Source organism: Providencia sp. PROV040 (assembly GCF_032706145.1).
Lineage (GTDB): Bacteria > Pseudomonadota > Gammaproteobacteria > Enterobacterales > Enterobacteriaceae > Providencia > Providencia hangzhouensis.
The window spans coordinates 3,463,534-3,479,474 of the sequence record NZ_CP120530.1 but is presented as its reverse complement, the minus strand read 5'-3'; the positions used below and the strand labels follow the sequence as shown (position 1 = coordinate 3,479,474).

At 41.3% G+C, this 15,941-nt stretch carries 14 protein-coding genes; 10 read left to right on the top strand and 4 right to left on the bottom strand.

Annotation, left to right across the window (positions count from 1 at the left end):
- Positions 1-156 precede the first annotated feature (156 nt).
- Positions 157-309, top strand: coding sequence for an AcrZ family multidrug efflux pump-associated protein (locus P3L40_RS16140; protein ID WP_004256731.1), 153 nt, complete (start codon positions 157-159; stop codon positions 307-309).
- A gap of 84 nt (positions 310-393) precedes the next feature.
- Here P3L40_RS16140 and P3L40_RS16135 read toward each other — a convergent pair whose 3' ends face one another.
- Positions 394-1,437 carry an ElaD/SseL family deubiquitinase gene (locus tag P3L40_RS16135; protein WP_136135071.1) on the bottom strand — a complete coding sequence of 348 codons (1,044 nt, stop codon included), beginning with the start codon at positions 1,435-1,437 and terminating at the stop codon, positions 394-396.
- 276 nt (positions 1,438-1,713) lie between these two features.
- Between P3L40_RS16135 and modA the strand changes: the two genes are divergently transcribed.
- From modA to modC, 3 genes are read left to right on the top strand one after another with little or no spacing between them, the layout of a single operon-like run.
- Positions 1,714-2,490: a molybdate ABC transporter substrate-binding protein gene (modA, locus tag P3L40_RS16130; RefSeq protein ID WP_096864111.1), complete on the top strand. Its 777-nt coding sequence runs from the start codon at positions 1,714-1,716 to the stop codon at positions 2,488-2,490.
- Between the two features lie 25 nt (positions 2,491-2,515).
- Positions 2,516-3,205, top strand: a complete 690-nt coding sequence (modB, locus tag P3L40_RS16125; protein WP_094962413.1) for a molybdate ABC transporter permease subunit — start codon at positions 2,516-2,518, stop codon at positions 3,203-3,205.
- A 1-nt stretch (position 3,206) separates the two neighbouring features.
- Complete coding sequence (gene modC, locus P3L40_RS16120; protein ID WP_181489509.1) at positions 3,207-4,274, top strand: molybdenum ABC transporter ATP-binding protein ModC; 1,068 nt, start codon at positions 3,207-3,209, stop codon at positions 4,272-4,274.
- 133 nt (positions 4,275-4,407) lie between these two features.
- Here the strand turns inward: modC and P3L40_RS16115 are convergent, their stop codons facing one another.
- Positions 4,408-5,226, bottom strand: coding sequence for a pyridoxal phosphatase (locus P3L40_RS16115; protein ID WP_140170867.1), 819 nt, complete (start codon positions 5,224-5,226; stop codon positions 4,408-4,410).
- 299 nt (positions 5,227-5,525) lie between these two features.
- Here P3L40_RS16115 and pgl point away from each other — a divergent pair, with 299 nt between their 5' ends.
- Positions 5,526-6,512 carry a 6-phosphogluconolactonase gene (pgl, locus tag P3L40_RS16110; protein WP_136135074.1) on the top strand — a complete coding sequence of 329 codons (987 nt, stop codon included), beginning with the start codon at positions 5,526-5,528 and terminating at the stop codon, positions 6,510-6,512.
- Between the two features lie 163 nt (positions 6,513-6,675).
- On the opposite strand, the gene bioA is transcribed toward pgl, so the two are convergent.
- Complete coding sequence (gene bioA / locus P3L40_RS16105) at positions 6,676-7,944, bottom strand: adenosylmethionine--8-amino-7-oxononanoate transaminase (RefSeq protein WP_136135075.1); 1,269 nt, start codon at positions 7,942-7,944, stop codon at positions 6,676-6,678.
- Between the two features lie 93 nt (positions 7,945-8,037).
- On the opposite strand from bioA, the gene bioB reads away from it, so the two are divergent.
- From bioB to uvrB, 5 genes are all read left to right on the top strand, one after another.
- The gene (bioB, locus tag P3L40_RS16100) at positions 8,038-9,075 is read left to right on the top strand and encodes a biotin synthase BioB (protein ID WP_136135076.1); all 1,038 of its coding nucleotides are present in this window, start codon (positions 8,038-8,040) and stop codon (positions 9,073-9,075) included.
- Positions 9,075-10,232: an 8-amino-7-oxononanoate synthase gene (gene bioF / locus P3L40_RS16095; RefSeq protein ID WP_136135077.1), complete on the top strand. Its 1,158-nt coding sequence runs from the start codon at positions 9,075-9,077 to the stop codon at positions 10,230-10,232. The genes bioB and bioF overlap by 1 nt, the downstream gene beginning before the upstream one ends.
- Positions 10,210-10,995 (top strand): malonyl-ACP O-methyltransferase BioC, encoded by a 786-nt coding sequence (gene bioC, locus P3L40_RS16090; protein WP_004256683.1) that lies wholly within the window; start codon positions 10,210-10,212, stop codon positions 10,993-10,995. The genes bioF and bioC overlap by 23 nt, the downstream gene beginning before the upstream one ends.
- On the top strand, positions 10,988-11,665 hold the full coding sequence (gene bioD, locus P3L40_RS16085) for a dethiobiotin synthase (RefSeq protein WP_004256682.1): 678 nt from the start codon (positions 10,988-10,990) through the stop codon (positions 11,663-11,665). Before bioC ends, bioD begins: the two co-directional genes overlap by 8 nt.
- Before the next feature lie 627 nt (positions 11,666-12,292).
- On the top strand, positions 12,293-14,311 hold the full coding sequence (gene uvrB, locus P3L40_RS16080) for an excinuclease ABC subunit UvrB (RefSeq protein ID WP_004256681.1): 2,019 nt from the start codon (positions 12,293-12,295) through the stop codon (positions 14,309-14,311).
- 396 nt (positions 14,312-14,707) lie between these two features.
- Here the strand turns inward: uvrB and P3L40_RS16075 are convergent, their stop codons facing one another.
- Positions 14,708-15,616, bottom strand: a complete 909-nt coding sequence (locus tag P3L40_RS16075; RefSeq protein ID WP_094962422.1) for a uridine diphosphate-N-acetylglucosamine-binding protein YvcK — start codon at positions 15,614-15,616, stop codon at positions 14,708-14,710.
- Positions 15,617-15,941: the final 325 nt, after the last annotated feature.

The following is a 15,941-nucleotide window of genomic DNA, read 5'->3' as shown; positions in this document are numbered from 1 at the left end:
TAGTATAATATTTTGTCTAAAATAGTCTCCATTATAACGTAATTGTGCGTTATTATTTTGATTTGATTTATACTCAATATACTGAGAGTCAAGTTTTCCCTCGTCAGCGTATCTTGTAGGCTGGTGGGTACAGTATCACTGAAGAGGCTTTTTCCTATGTTAGAACTAATTAAAAGTTTGGGTTTTGCCCTGATGATGGTTCCAGTTGTTATGTTTTTGATCATGGGTTTGATCTACGGTTTGGGCGCGTTCTTTAACTTACTGTCTAAAGCACACGTACCTCATCATCATAATACTGAAAACAAGTAATTTTTAACAAAATTTCTTGTCTGACTGATTATAGACCCCCTGATTGTAAATGCAGTCAGGGGGTTTTTCATATAGCAGTGGGCATTATAATGATGGATATTTGCTATCATGGTAATTTGAATATAGCTGTCTGCGGTTTTGAATATTAAACTCTTTTTGTTCAGCCATTGTCTTTTTTATAAAACTTTCTTGAAATTCTTTTAATGTATCATAAGGATCTTGCTGAGTATTTTCAGTGAGTTGCTTAATAGCTTCAACAACGAATAATCCACATCCGTTAGGGACTTGTTGTTGGATATTCCCTTCAATATAGGTTATATCTTTTTCTATGATACCTGCCTTTTCTGCGGCTTTTGCTATTTCATTAGTAATTTCAGGGCTGACATTTTGGTATGAATTAAAGACGACACATTTCATATCTTGCTTATGTTCCGGCTGATAGAACACAGCTAAGACCCAATGGTTCTCATTGATATTGATAGGAAATAACTCACATTTATCTAATGTTTTATTATTTAAAATTTTTTGTTCAATTACATCGGCTAATAAGTTGTAGCCATTTTGCATGAGTCCTATTGAGCAATTGATGGTCATGTTTGATGGCAAAGTTGGGTTATTTTTATTGCTTGCATCAATCTCATCACTTGTTGTCATCCTGTTATTATCCCAAAGAGTAGATTCCGCGGGTTCATTTTTCATCAATAGTTTAGTTAAACTAATTTTATCAATAACTTTTTCTATTGCAGATCCGACAATATAAAGGAGCTTAGAAGGGGTCGTTAGTTTCGAATCTTTTAGGTGTTTTTTGATTTTTGTATTAAGGTGTAATTGATATAATTTTTTGCTAGTTTCTTGTATTTCTTTATCTATACCTTTCTTTGCAGGCAGCTTTCCACTAAATAAATCAAATAGGATATTTTCTGCTTTTCTTCCTTCGTTGTCTTGCCGTAGAGCGATATTGTGTAATAAATCGATACTCTCTAAGTTCCCATTACCCGCTGATTCTGCTAAAGAAGCTAAAGCTTCAGGGGAAATATTTTTTTCAAATAACCCATTAAATTGCTCAATGGTTAATCCACTCATATAGTGAGCTTGGGTTGGAGAAAGCGCTGTCGGTTGAATAGCCATATTATCTCCTCTGTTTTTATCTATCTGCAAAAGTTGGATAAAATATTCAATTGTGTACGATTTGTGCCGATAAAGTTACAAAGGATATAAATTGTTCTCTATATAAAAACGATTTTACGGCTGAGGAATTTTTCATCGTTCGTGGGATTTTAGAGAAAACATGCAACAAAATTGCATCATTTCTTGCGCCAGCACACTTTTATTACGAGTTTGACTTTAAGTTATCGCTGTGTCCTGTTATATATAACGTGTCGATTAATACTAGGGTAGATAAAAATGAAAAAAGGTTTGGTATCACTTCTCGCTGGCGCAACATTGACGTTAACGATGGCTAGCAATAGCTTTGCAGCTGATAAAATTACGGTTTTTGCAGCGGCTTCTCTAACTAATGCACTGAATGAAATTTCTGAGCAATATAAGAAAGACACTAAAGTAGAGGTTGTTGCATCCTATGCGTCTTCTTCAACGCTGGCTCGTCAAATTGAGCAAGGTGCCCCCGCTAATTTATTCATTTCGGCTGACCAGCAATGGATGGATTATGCTATCGATAAAAAATTGATGGTAGAAGATACACGCTATACATTATTAGGTAATGAATTGGTGTTAATTGCACCGAAAGATGCCAAAATTGATAAAGTTGAAATTAATAAACAAACTGATTGGAAAAAACTGTTAGATGGTGGTCGTTTAGCCGTTGGTGACCCTGACCATGTCCCTGTTGGTATTTATGCCAAAGAAGCATTAAGCAACTTAGGTGCATGGGAAACAGTTGACCCGCTGTTAGCACGTACAAATAACGTGCGTAGTGGTATGGCATTGGTTGAGCGCCAAGAAGCGCCTTTAGGTATTGTATATGGCTCTGATGCTGTCGCTAGCCAAAAAGTCAAAGTGGTAGGTGTCTTCCCTGCAGATACCCATAAACCTGTTGAATACCCAATGGCAATTGTTAAAGATCAAGATAACAAAGCAACCCGTGATTATTATGAATACTTGAAAACCCCAGCGGCTTCAGAAGTATTCAAACGTTATGGTTTTGAACCTCGTACTAAATAAATGTTAAGAGAGTATTTTTTTGCAGATGTTAAGTCCTTATGAATGGGAAGCGATTTATCTAAGTCTAAAAGTATCCAGTGTGGCTGTAATTTTCAGTTTACCGTTAGGTATTTTAATGGCATGGGTATTGGTTCGCTGTAATTTTCCTGGAAAAACACTGCTCGATAGTATTATTCATCTACCACTGGTATTGCCGCCAGTGGTAGTGGGGTATTTATTATTGATCAGTATGGGTAAACGCGGTTTTATCGGTGAATGGTTATATAACTGGTTTGGCTTTAGTTTTACCTTTAGTTGGCGGGGGGCTGCGCTTGCGTCTGCTGTGGTTGCGTTTCCACTGATGGTGCGTGCGATCCGTTTGGCGCTTGAAGCGGTTGACCAAAAATTGGAATTAGCCGCGAGGACATTAGGCGCAACACCGCTACGTGTCTTTTTCACGATCACCATTCCGCTTTCTCTTCCCGGTATTATTGTCGGAACAGTATTAGCATTTGCACGTTCACTTGGTGAATTTGGCGCCACAATTACTTTTGTTTCGAATATACCAGGTGAAACACAAACCATCCCATTAGCGATGTACACCTTAATTGAAACGCCAGGGGCGGAAGTAGACGCTGCGCGATTATGTGTGATTGCGATTATTTTAGCCTTGATTTCATTACTGATTTCAGAGTGGCTCACCCGTTGGGGTAAAAAGCGTTTGGGGGTGGCTTAGCATGTTAGAACTCGACTTTTCTCAAAAACTAGGGGACTTACAGCTTGAAGTCACAACGCAATTGCCAACGGAAAGTATTACTGCCGTTTTTGGGCTTTCAGGCGCTGGTAAAACCTCGCTTATCAATGTGATAGGTGGGTTAACTAAACCTAATACAGGGCGTGTTGTATTAAATGGCCGCACATTGGTGGATATGGAAAAAGGTATTTGCTTACCACCTGAACAACGCCATATCGGTTATGTATTTCAAGATGCACGGCTATTTCCCCATTATCGGGTGAAAAGCAATTTGCGTTATGGCATGTCACCCGTAATGAAAGATCGCTTCGATGATATTGTTGAATTATTAGGGATTGAAAAATTACTCAATCGCTACCCTATAACTCTTTCTGGTGGTGAAAAACAACGTGTCGCTATCGGACGGGCGCTATTAACAGCCCCTGAAATTCTCCTGATGGATGAGCCATTAGCCTCTTTGGATTTACCCAGAAAGCGTGAATTGCTGCCGTATTTAGAAAAGCTTTCTCAAGACGTTAAAATTCCCATTTTATATGTTAGCCATAGTTTGGATGAAATTTTGCGTCTGGCTGACAAAGTGATTGTCATGGCGCAAGGAAAAGTTAAAGCTTTTGGCGCTTTGGAAGATGTTTGGGCAAGCAGTGCTTTGCGCCCTTGGTTACAGCAAGAAACGTTAAGCAGTGTGGTAAGTGCAAAGGTGCATAGCCAACACCCTGATTATGAAATGACAGCGGTGATTGTAGGTAGCCAAAAACTGTGGATCCCACGCGTTGAAGCCCAACAAGGTGTTGATGTGCGTATACGTATTGACGCCGCTGATGTTTCTTTGGTGCTTGAAAAACCGCAAGTGAGCAGTATTCGTAATATTTTAGCCGCAGAAGTGGTTGAATGGATTGAAGATGGCGAGCAAGTAGATGTGAAGCTAGATTTAGGAGAAGAACATTATTTATGGGCGCGGATCACTCGCTGGGCAAGGGATGAGCTTTCTATTCGCAAAGGGCGTAAAGTTTACGCGCAGGTGAAGTCGGTGTCACTTTCCCGCCACCTCTAAATTCTCGTATAGTTCGTGCTACCGCGTTGTTGGCTACATTCAGCTGTAGTACGAATTACTTAGAGGATTAAAATTTTATAAAAATAAAAAAGGAAAGCAGGGCTTTCCTTTGAATTGATAATTAGCGAGTAGACTACAGAACGTATTTACGGATAACTTCAGCAATACCTGGCTCAGTATTGACTCGAGTCACTAGCTTGGCTTGTTGCTTGATTTCATCAACGGCATTGCCCATTGCGACACCTAAACCTGCGGTTGTCAGCATACTTAAGTCATTAAAATTGTCACCGAAAGCCACAACATCATTCATCGTCATCCCTTGGGATTCGACCCATTCTTTTAAGCGTTGGCCTTTGCTATTGCCTTTGCGGCCGACATCAACCTGATCCATCCAAGACCATTCACAGTCCAAACCAAAATCATTTTCAATTTCGCTAACGACTTGATGAAGTTGCTCCGTATTTGGCGAGCTAACAGCAAATTTCCAAATAGAATCATAGTTATGCATCACATCAGCGTAATCTTCAACAAATTCAATGGTTGGACGCTGTGCAACAGGTAAGGATTCGGCCCAATTCAATGTACGTTTAATGCCTTCTGTTTGTGCGTTATAGAGCATTGCATTATCAACATACATTAAATGCTGAATATCTGTTCCACGCAGTTTGTCTATCATTTGTGTGACAGAATCGAGGGTCATAGGATCTGATTTTAGAACTTTTTTGCCTAAATAGTCGTATAGGTAGGTTCCATTACAACAAATGGCTGGAGTATCGAGATCTAAAGTTTGATAAAACGGATGAATCGCAACGTGATGGCGGCCTGTGACAATGATCACTTTGACGCCTTGGCGGCGTGCTTCTTGTAAGGCTGCTAAAGATTCAGGCAGAATTTTCTTTTGGTGATCAAGCAGTGTTCCATCAAGATCGAGCGCAATAACGCGGTATGACATAAACGGCTCCACGTGATTTAGTTGTTACCTATCTTACTAAAGGGGTAGAGATAGGGAGATGATGAATTTAACGAATAACGAGAAATTATTGCTATAAAAATAGTCAACTTGATATGTTTTATCATCATAACGTTAACTGAACCGTTTTAGTATCATTATTATTTGTTCTTGGTACGATATGTAACAGCCGCGTCAGTGCTATTTACCCAGTGTAATTTGCATAATATAAAGTATAGTGAAGCCAATATAGTGGATTATAGATGCGGTTTTGTATTTTTATCATGAATTAAGGAGTCAGGATGAATCAGGTTGTTTATATTGCGAGCCCCGAGAGTCAGCAAATTCACGTGTGGTCGATGAATGAGGTTGGGGAGCTTACTCTTCTGCAAACGGTAAAAACACCGGGTCAAGTGCAACCTATGGTATTAAGCCATGATAAAAAACACCTTTATATTGGTGTGCGCCCGAATTTCCGTGTCGTAACCTATGAAATTGAAGAGAAAGGGTTACTACGTTTAAAAGCGGAGACATCAATTCCAGGTACACCGGTTCATTTATCCCTTGATAATAATGGCAAATATCTATTTGTTCCTTCATATCATCAACATAACTTGTCAGTGTTAACCATTAATGAAGAAGGCGTCCCAGATCGCGTTGTTCAAGTGATTGAAGGCTTGCGTAATCCACATTCTTCCCATGTTGATGTTGATAACCAACAGCTTTGGGTTCCTTGTTTAGGCGAAGACCATATCCGTTTATTCGATTTACATGAAAATGGTTATTTAACCGAAGCAACCGCAGATCAAATTACCACAGCTGCGAAATCCGGCCCCCGTCATCTGGCTTTCCATCCTACTGAAAAAGTCATTTATTGTGTGAATGAGTTAGACTCAACGGTAGGCGTGTATCGTAAATTTACTCGCTATCGTAACATGCAAACTTTGGCAAATTACCCATTAGGTAACGAAAGTCAGCGCTGGGCTGCAGATATCCACATTACGCCAGATGGCCGCCATTTGTATGTTAGTGAACGTTCTGAAAGTTACCTCAGCCACTATCTGGTTTCTGATGACGGTTGCGAGCTAACATTAGAAGCACGTTACCCAACAGAGACGCACCCAAGAGGCTTTAATATTGATGTGACAGGGCGTTTTTTAATTTCGAGTGGGCAAAAATCAGACCATATTTCAGTTTCTGAAATTGACCCGATTACAGGGAAATTGACACAAATAGGAAGGTATATGGTCGGGAAAGGTCCTATGTGGGTTATTTCAGTCATCCTTTGAGCCGTAACTGTGTTGGCTACGTTTACTAACCCTAGTCACATACTGGTGTATGCTCCTAGGGCTTAGTTTCACTTGCCGCCTTGTTACAGCTCAAATGATTTATGAAATACTCTAGATTAAAAATCCAGAAAAAATCACTTCGATTATCATTGCATTTATTGTGCTATCCCAACACTTTTGCCATTGCATTTGTTACTTTACTGAGTTGCTCGGGGGTGATGATATACGGTGGCATAACATAAATAAGTTTGCCGAATGGGCGAACCCAAACACCATTTTCCACGAATACTTTTTGTAAAGCGGCTGTATTGACTGGCTGCTTCATTTCAATCACGCCAATTGCACCAAGAACACGTACATCTGCAACACTAGGGTGGGATATTAAAGGCATCAGTTCAGCCTTAAGTTGTTGTTCGATAGTGGCAATTATTTTCTGCCAAGGACTATTGAGTAACAAAGTCAGGCTGGCATCCGCCACCGCACAGGCAAGAGGGTTACCCATAAAGGTTGGTCCATGCATAAAGCAACCTGCTTCACCATTGCTAATGGTTTCTGCCACATGGCGAGTTGTGAGAGTGGCAGAAAGTGTCATATAGCCCCCAGTTAGTGCTTTACCTAAACACATAATATCGGGTGATATATCAGCATGATGGCAAGCAAACAATTTACCCGTACGACCAAAACCAGTCGCAATTTCATCAGCGATCAACAGTAGACCATATTGATCACATAAATGGCGAACTCCCTTTAAATATTCAGGGTGATAGATGCGCATTCCACCAGCGCCTTGAACAATCGGTTCAAGGATGATCGCTGCAATTTCATGGCTATTTTCGGCAAGTTGTACCTCAAGAGGGTGCAAATCTGCACTATCCCATTCATCGTAAAAACCGCATTGTGGGGCTTCCACAAAAATATGCGGAGGTAAATACCCCTTATACAGGCCATGCATTGAATTATCAGGGTCACAAACGGCCATCGCACCGAAGGTATCACCATGATATCCATGACGTAATGTGAGGATCCGTTGACGCTTTTCCCCTTTGGCTTGCCAATATTGCAATGCCATTTTCAGAGCAACTTCAACCGCCACTGACCCTGAGTCAGCGAGAAACACACATTCCAGCGGCTCTGGCGTGATTGCTACCAACTGTTTGCATAGGTTCACTGCGGGTGGGTGCGTAATTCCGCCAAACATCACATGGGACATTTTCGCTAATTGCGTTGTGACCGCTTGGTTTAATACAGGATGATTATAACCATGAATGGCTGCCCACCATGAAGACATCCCATCAATTAATTTTTTCCCATCGGCCATGATTAGCTCGGCGCCATGGGCTTCAACAATCGGATAAGCCGGAATTGGCTGGCTCATCGAGGTATAAGGGTGCCAAATATGTTTGGCATCAAACTGAATATCTACGTTATCCATTCGTTATCATTGTCAACTTTTTTAGATCATTTTAGTTGACATGATAATCGCAATATTTAAACTGGCAACAACTTTTTCAACTGGAGAGTTTCCGTGAGCCAATTAAAACAGTGGACAATAAAACGAGCTAATGAACTGTTTTCAATGCCTTTTTTTGAATTGTTATTTCAGGCACAGCAAATTCATCGCCAACATTTCGACCCCCAGCAAGTGCAAGTCAGTACTTTGCTATCGATTAAAACTGGGGCTTGCCCAGAAGATTGTAAGTATTGTGCGCAAAGCGCGCGCTATAAAACAGGACTAGAAACTGAAAAACTAATGGAAGTTCAGCAAGTTCTGGAGTCTGCGAAAAAAGCTAAGCAAGCAGGTTCAACGCGTTTTTGTATGGGCGCGGCATGGCGCAATCCGAAAGAACGCGATATGCCTTATCTTGAAATGATGGTAAAAGAAGTGAAGTCATTAGGGATGGAAACCTGTATGACTTTAGGGATGATTGATAATTCTCAAGCTCAACGCTTAGCAGAAGCCGGGTTAGATTATTATAATCATAACCTTGATACCTCTCCTGAATACTATGGCAATATTATTACGACTCGCAGTTATCAAGACCGCTTAAATACACTCGAAAATGTCCGAGACGCAGGGATCAAAGTCTGCTCTGGTGGGATTTTAGGCTTAGGCGAAAAAGTCAGTGACCGAGCGGCCTTATTGGTGCAACTGGCAAATTTACCTAAACCGCCAGAAAGTGTGCCGATCAACATGTTGATGAAGGTTGAAGGAACCCCGATGGCAGATAACGAAGATGTCGATGCGTTTGATTTTATTCGTACTATTGCCGTTGCACGTATCATGATGCCAACGTCATACGTTAGGCTGTCGGCAGGCCGTGAATACATGAATGAGCAAACTCAGGCATTATGTTTTATGGCCGGTGCGAACTCAGTATTCTATGGGTGTAAATTATTAACGACGCCAAATCCTGATGAAAACAAAGATTTAGCACTATTTAGAAAACTGGATATTAACCCTGAGCGAATTGAAACTGACGAAGGGGATAACCATCAAGCCGCTAAGTTAGCCGAAACGTTGTTAACCGCCGATAACCCTCAATTTTATAACGCAGCAGTATAATGACTTGGCAATCATTTATACAAAACCAGATAGAGCAGCGTAAGCAGGCTTCTATCTGGCGTCAACGGCAGTGTATTGATAGTGCCAATGGTCGTTCGCTTTTTCTGGCTGGAAAAGAATTTCTTAATTTCTCATCCAATGATTATTTGGGATTAGCCCATCATCCTCAAGTGGTTGCCGCGTGGCAACGTGGGGCTGATGAATATGGTGTGGGTAGTGGAGGATCGGGCCATATTACAGGGTTCACCAAAGCACATGATAAATTAGAGCATGCTCTCGCTGATTGGCTCGGCTACCCAAAAGCCTTATTGTTTATTTCAGGCTTTGCCGCGAACCATGCGGTGATCACGGCATTAATGACGGCAAATGATCGTATTTTAGCGGATAAACTTAGCCATGCATCAATAATGGAGGCCTCGATTCATTCAGGGGCTCAATTAAGGCGCTTTAAGCATAATAACCCTCTATCACTTGATAACTTAATTCAAAAACCGGTTTCGGGAAAAACGCTTGTCGTCACAGAAGGCGTTTTTAGTATGGATGGCGATAGTGCTCCACTTCAACAATTGCAGGAAATCGCTAGAAATCAGCATGCTTGGCTGATGGTTGATGATGCACACGGTATTGGTGTTATCGGAGAACAAGGCCGTGGTAGTTGCTTCGCGAATGGGGTTAAACCTGAAATTTTAGTCGTGACATTTGGTAAAGCGTTTGGTTTAAGTGGCGCAGCGGTATTGTGTGATGAGTCAACGGCTGAATTTTTTGTCCAATCCGCACGCCATTTAATTTATAGCACTTCAATGCCTCCGGCTCAGGCTGTCGCGCTTCTAGCGGCAGTTGAGCAAATTCAGCTCGCAGATCAAGCACGAGAAGACCTTAACCAACATATTGCGTATTTTAGAAATAATGCTGATTTTAATGGCATGCAGCTGGCTAATTCAATGACGGCTATTCAACCATTAATTATCGGGGAAAACCAAGCTAGCCAACAGTTAGCCAATTTCTTACGCAAAAAAAATATTTGGGTGCAAGCGATCAGGCCGCCAACGGTTCCGCCTGGGAGTGCTAGGTTACGAGTCACATTAAGCGCTGCGCATCAACGTCAAGATATCGATCAATTATTGGAGGCTTTACATGACGTTATCGCTCAGTCGTGAAAAGCATAAAATTGCAGCGGCATTTGGCCGTGCGGCTAAAAGTTATGACTCAGTGGCAAGTTATCAACGATCAACAGGAACACAACTGCTTGGTCAACTGACTTCAGTCTTAAACAGTTCAGAACTCACAGCACCATTACATATTTTAGATGCAGGGTGCGGTACGGGGTATTTTAGCCATAAACTGAAAAATCAAGGACATCACATCACGGCTTTAGATCTTTCTGCTGGTATGCTCGAAATGGCGCAAACGAAAGCTGTGGCTGATCATTATTTATGTGCTGACATAGAATCCATTCCGTTAGATTCACAAACCTTTGATGTGGTTTTTTCCAATTTATCGGTCCAATGGTGCCAAGATCTCAGCAAAGCATTAAGTGAATTATATCGAGTGACAAAACCGGGGGGAGTTGTGGTGTTCACCACACTTGCAGAGCATTCTCTCGCAGAATTGTCTTCAGCTTGGCATTCACTTGACGGCTATTCACATGTGAATTCCTTTCTCAGTGTTCAGCAGATACAAAATAGTTGTCAGTCATGGAGACATAAACTTATTTTTCAGAAGGATACCGTCTATTTTCCTGAATTAATAGCGTTGCTTCATTCATTGAAAGGCATTGGGGCGACACATTTGACTGCTGGGCGTAAAGCAGGGTTAATGACCCGCCAGCATTTGCAGCAACTTGCTTTGCTCTATCCAATGACAGAGCAAGGCTTACCTCTAACTTATCATACGGTGTTTGGAGCGATTTACCGTGACTAAAATGTATTTTGTAACAGGAACGGATACAGAAGTAGGGAAAACCGTTGTAAGTTGTGCTTTATTGCAAGCTGCAGGTTATCAAGGTTTGAATACGGTGGGCTATAAGCCTGTCGCATCTGGGAGTGAGCTCACGGCGGATGGCCTACGTAATAGCGATGCGTTGTTATTACAAGCCAATAGCCGAGTAAAATTACCCTATGAGGCGATTAATCCTATTGTATTTGAAGCGCCAACTTCACCGCACATTATCAGTGAGAAATTAAATCAACCCATTGAATTTTCAGTGATAAATAAAGGGTTGGCTTATTTGAAGTCCCAAGCGGATTGGTTATTAGTCGAGGGGGCTGGTGGATGGTATACCCCGTTATCTGTAGAAAAAACTTATGCAGATTGGGTGATTGAACAGCAACTCCCCGTTATTTTAGTTGTTGGTGTTAAGTTAGGCTGTATAAACCATGCATTGTTAACCATGGAATCTATCGAAGCTGCAGGTTTACCCGTAGCCGGCTGGGTTGCCAATGAAGTTGAACCCGCAGGTATTTTCCAAGAGCAATATTTGTCAACACTTAACCGAATGATCAAAGCACCTTGTTTAGGGGTGATCCCACACCAAAAAACACTCAACGGTAAATTAGGAAGCTATTTGGATCTTTCTTTATTAACTATTTGATTATATAAAAATATCAATACTTTTCCCCAAGCCACACTCAATGCTTGGGGCTGATCAATTGTTAAATAGGGAGCCGATCTTTTTTAACGTTCTCAACTAAAATACTGTCAAGTATTTCAGTAAAAATACCACTCAGATCTTAATAAAAAATATAAAATCTGTTTTTCATAGCAGTTACTACTTAAAAATTTTTTCATTAAACTGCCATCTTTTTGTCATTTTGCCTCCATCGAGCAAATCTTAGAGATCCTGTGAATCCATGAGCTCTAAGGGCTTCAAGAGTTATCCACCATTTCTGTGGATAACCTTGTGTATTAACGTTATAAAACAAGTTCTACGCTAGGTGACAAGCGGCTTTGGGTTTATTTGATGTGATTCTGGACTTTAAATTAATCTATAATAAATACAAATGGTTAAATAAAATCAAGCCTTCAATTTGTATTTGAGGTATGGCATAAAAATGCAATAGCATAAAATATAAAGTTTCAAAAAGGTCAAGTACTTTTTTGGGGATAACATTTTTATAAACATATCAGAGCGGAGATTAACAGAAAATTTAGCTTCAATACTTGAAGCTGGTTTTTTATCCAGTATCATATTGGAAGAAACTTGTTAAGGGGCGTTAATATGAGTAAGGATTTTAAGCTGTATTCTGATTTTCAGCCGGGAGGGGACCAACCCGAAGCTATCCATAAATTAAGGGAAGGGCTACAAGATGGACTTGCTCATCAAACTCTATTAGGCGTAACGGGGTCCGGTAAAACGTTCACTATTGCCAACGTCATTGCGCAAGAGAACCGGCCCACCATGCTAATGGCGCATAATAAAACCTTAGCGGCACAGCTTTATAGTGAAATGAAAGCCTTCTTCCCTGATAACGCTGTGGAATATTTCGTTTCTTACTATGACTATTATCAGCCTGAAGCTTACGTCCCAAGCTCAGATACTTTCATTGAAAAAGACGCCTCTGTAAACGAACATATTGAGCAAATGCGTCTATCTGCGACTAAGGCCTTACTCGAACGCCGCGATGTAATTGTGGTGGCTTCTGTGTCAGCTATTTATGGTTTGGGTGACCCTGACAGCTATTTAAAAATGATGTTGCACCTAACGGATGGCATGATTATCGACCAGCGCTCAATTTTAAGGCGTTTAGCGGACTTACAATATACGCGTAATGACCAAGCCTTCACGCGAGGGACTTTCCGTGTTCGCGGCGAAGTTATCGATATTTTCCCAGCGGAATCAGACGAATATGCCTTACGCGTTGAGCTATTTGATGACGAAGTTGAACGGTTATCATTATTTGACCCATTGACAGGTCAAATACAACATCGTGTTCCTCGCTTTACCGTTTATCCAAAAACGCACTATGTCACACCGAGAGAACGTATCCTTGAAGCAATGGAACAAATTAAGGTTGAATTAGCGGATAGGCGAAAAGTATTACTGGAAAACAATAAACTACTTGAAGAACAGCGTATTACCCAACGAACACAATTCGACTTAGAAATGATGAATGAGCTCGGTTATTGTTCAGGTATCGAAAACTATTCGCGCTACTTATCGGGTCGTGCGCCCGGTGAACCACCTCCGACATTATTCGATTACTTGCCTGCAGATGGCTTGCTAGTGGTAGATGAGTCTCACGTTACCATCCCACAAATAGGCGCGATGTACAAAGGGGACCGCTCAAGAAAAGAGACCTTAGTTGAATATGGTTTTCGTCTTCCTTCTGCATTAGATAACCGGCCAATGCGTTTTGAAGAATTCGAAGCTTTAGCGCCGCAAACTATTTATGTTTCAGCAACACCGGGTAACTATGAGCTTGATAAATCAGGCAATGAGGTGATTGAGCAAGTTGTTAGGCCTACAGGCCTACTTGACCCGATAATTGAAGTTCGCCCAGTTTCTACCCAAGTAGATGATTTACTGTCTGAAATTCGTATACGTGTGCAGAAAAATGAACGTGTGTTAGTCACCACATTAACTAAACGTATGGCCGAGGATTTAACGGAATATCTCGAAGAACACGGGGAGCGAGTTCGTTATCTTCACTCAGATATCGATACAGTCGAGCGCGTGGAAATTATTCGCGACTTGCGGCTTGGTGAGTTTGATGTGCTGGTTGGGATCAACTTATTAAGAGAAGGCTTGGATATGCCAGAGGTATCTCTGGTGGCTATTTTAGACGCGGATAAAGAAGGTTTCTTGCGTTCGGAACGTTCGCTTATTCAAACCATAGGGCGTGCGGCTCGTAACTTAAATGGTAAGGCAATCCTCTATGGAGACAGGATCACCAACTCCATGCAAAAAGCGATTGCAGAAACAGAGCGTCGCCGTGCTAAACAAATGGCGTTCAACGAAGAACATGGCATTGTTCCACAAGGGTTGAATAAGAAAATCGGTGATATTCTGCAAATTGGTCACAAAGTGGGTGGCAAAGGAAAAAGCCGCACGAAAGACAATACCAAAAATAATAATTCGGTTGATATTCAATCAATGTCAACAAAAGAATTGGAGCAACGGATTTCGCAACTTGAAGCGCAAATGTATAAACATGCTCAAGATCTTGAATTTGAAGCGGCTGCGCGAGTCAGAGACGAATTGCAGGAGATACGCTCCCAGTTTATCGCTAATTCCTAATTTTCATCATTTTCTTCATACTTCGCGTTGTGGGGGTGTTGGCTTCGTTCAGTCACTCGGGTCACATATTTATGTATGCTCCCCGAGCTGCCTTTATTTTCTTCATACTTCACGCTGTGGGGGTGTTGGCTGCGTTTAGTCACTCGGGTCACATATTTATGTATGCTCCCCGAGCTGCCTTTATTTTCTTCATACTTCGCGTTGTGGGGGTGTTGGCTTCGTTCAGTCACTCGGGTCACATACTTTATGTATGCTCCCCGAGCTGCCTTCACTTGCCGCCTACCCACAACGCAAAGTATTTTGAAAATAGATTTTGTGGAAATACGGGAAACAAAGGGCTAATTTTAGGGAAGGTTTTCCGCTGCGGGTATTTAGCAGCGGAATGGCGGTTGGGGATTATAACAAGTTGATGGTTTCTTCGATGGCTTGCAGTAACAGCTTTCTATCATGGCGATACGGAATATCGTCAGCTTCGAGTACCCGTTGGATTATTTTGCGGTCAGGGCTGATATTATTGGTTTGTGTGCGTGGGCCAAGGATTAACGCATCAATTTTTTGGCAGCCAATATACTGTTCCATCATTTTTAGTTTGTCAGGTAAAGACAGGTTTGCAGCTGGGGAGCTAATTTCTTTCGCTAAATTGCCAATATAAATCATCGGGGCTTTACATTCGCGTAGTGCAGCCGCAATTTCATCCAAAAGTAATAATGGCATTAAACTAGTAAAAAAACTGCCAGGGCCGATAATAATTAAGTCTGCTTGGTGGATAGCCTGCAAGGCTTCTTTAGTTGCCTTGACTGTTGGATACAAACGTAACTCTTGTGGGATTTCATGTAAGGCATCAACATTCACCTCACCGTACACTTCATTACCCATTTCATCGACAGCCATTAAATCAACAGGAGATTCCGACATCGGGATCAACTGCGCATCGACTTTTAGCATATTACGGATAAGATTTATGGCTTCTAGTGGCCGCACACTTAAGTGATCTAATGATTTTAACATTAAATTACCTAAATTATGGCCTGAAAGCTCACCATTTCCGCTAAAACGGTATTCAAACATCGCTGAAGCAATGGACGGCTCAGTAATTAGCTGATTTAAACAGTTACGCATGTCTCCCCAAGCTATCCCACCTTCAGAGCGACGAATACGACCAGTCGAGCCCCCATTATCGGTTGTGGTGACAATACCCGTTAAACGAGAACCTAAAGAAGAAAGTGAAGACATCACGCGACCAAGCCCATGGCCGCCACCTAAAGCGACAACATGTTTGAGATCCGCCAGACTACAATTCGGCATAGTGTTCCTATATCAGTTAATTTTCAGTACTTATAAAAGCAAGTAAACCAGCGAGTTACGAAATACGTTTTTTACGCTAATGCCCGTTTTATGGCGACTAAAATAAATTGGGCGTTAATCTATCATAAAACATCATTCTTGGCTTAAGTACCGTGACAAAAAACAATAAAAGAGACGATTCTGTATTGGTGTGTAATTCCAAGGTATCTTCATCTGTCGCCTAATCACAACTAACAACGCAAATTATTTAGCGTTTTGATTAATGAATTCTGTGCTTCACTATTTATTTTTAATTGATATGCCAATTATTCAATTTGAAATATCG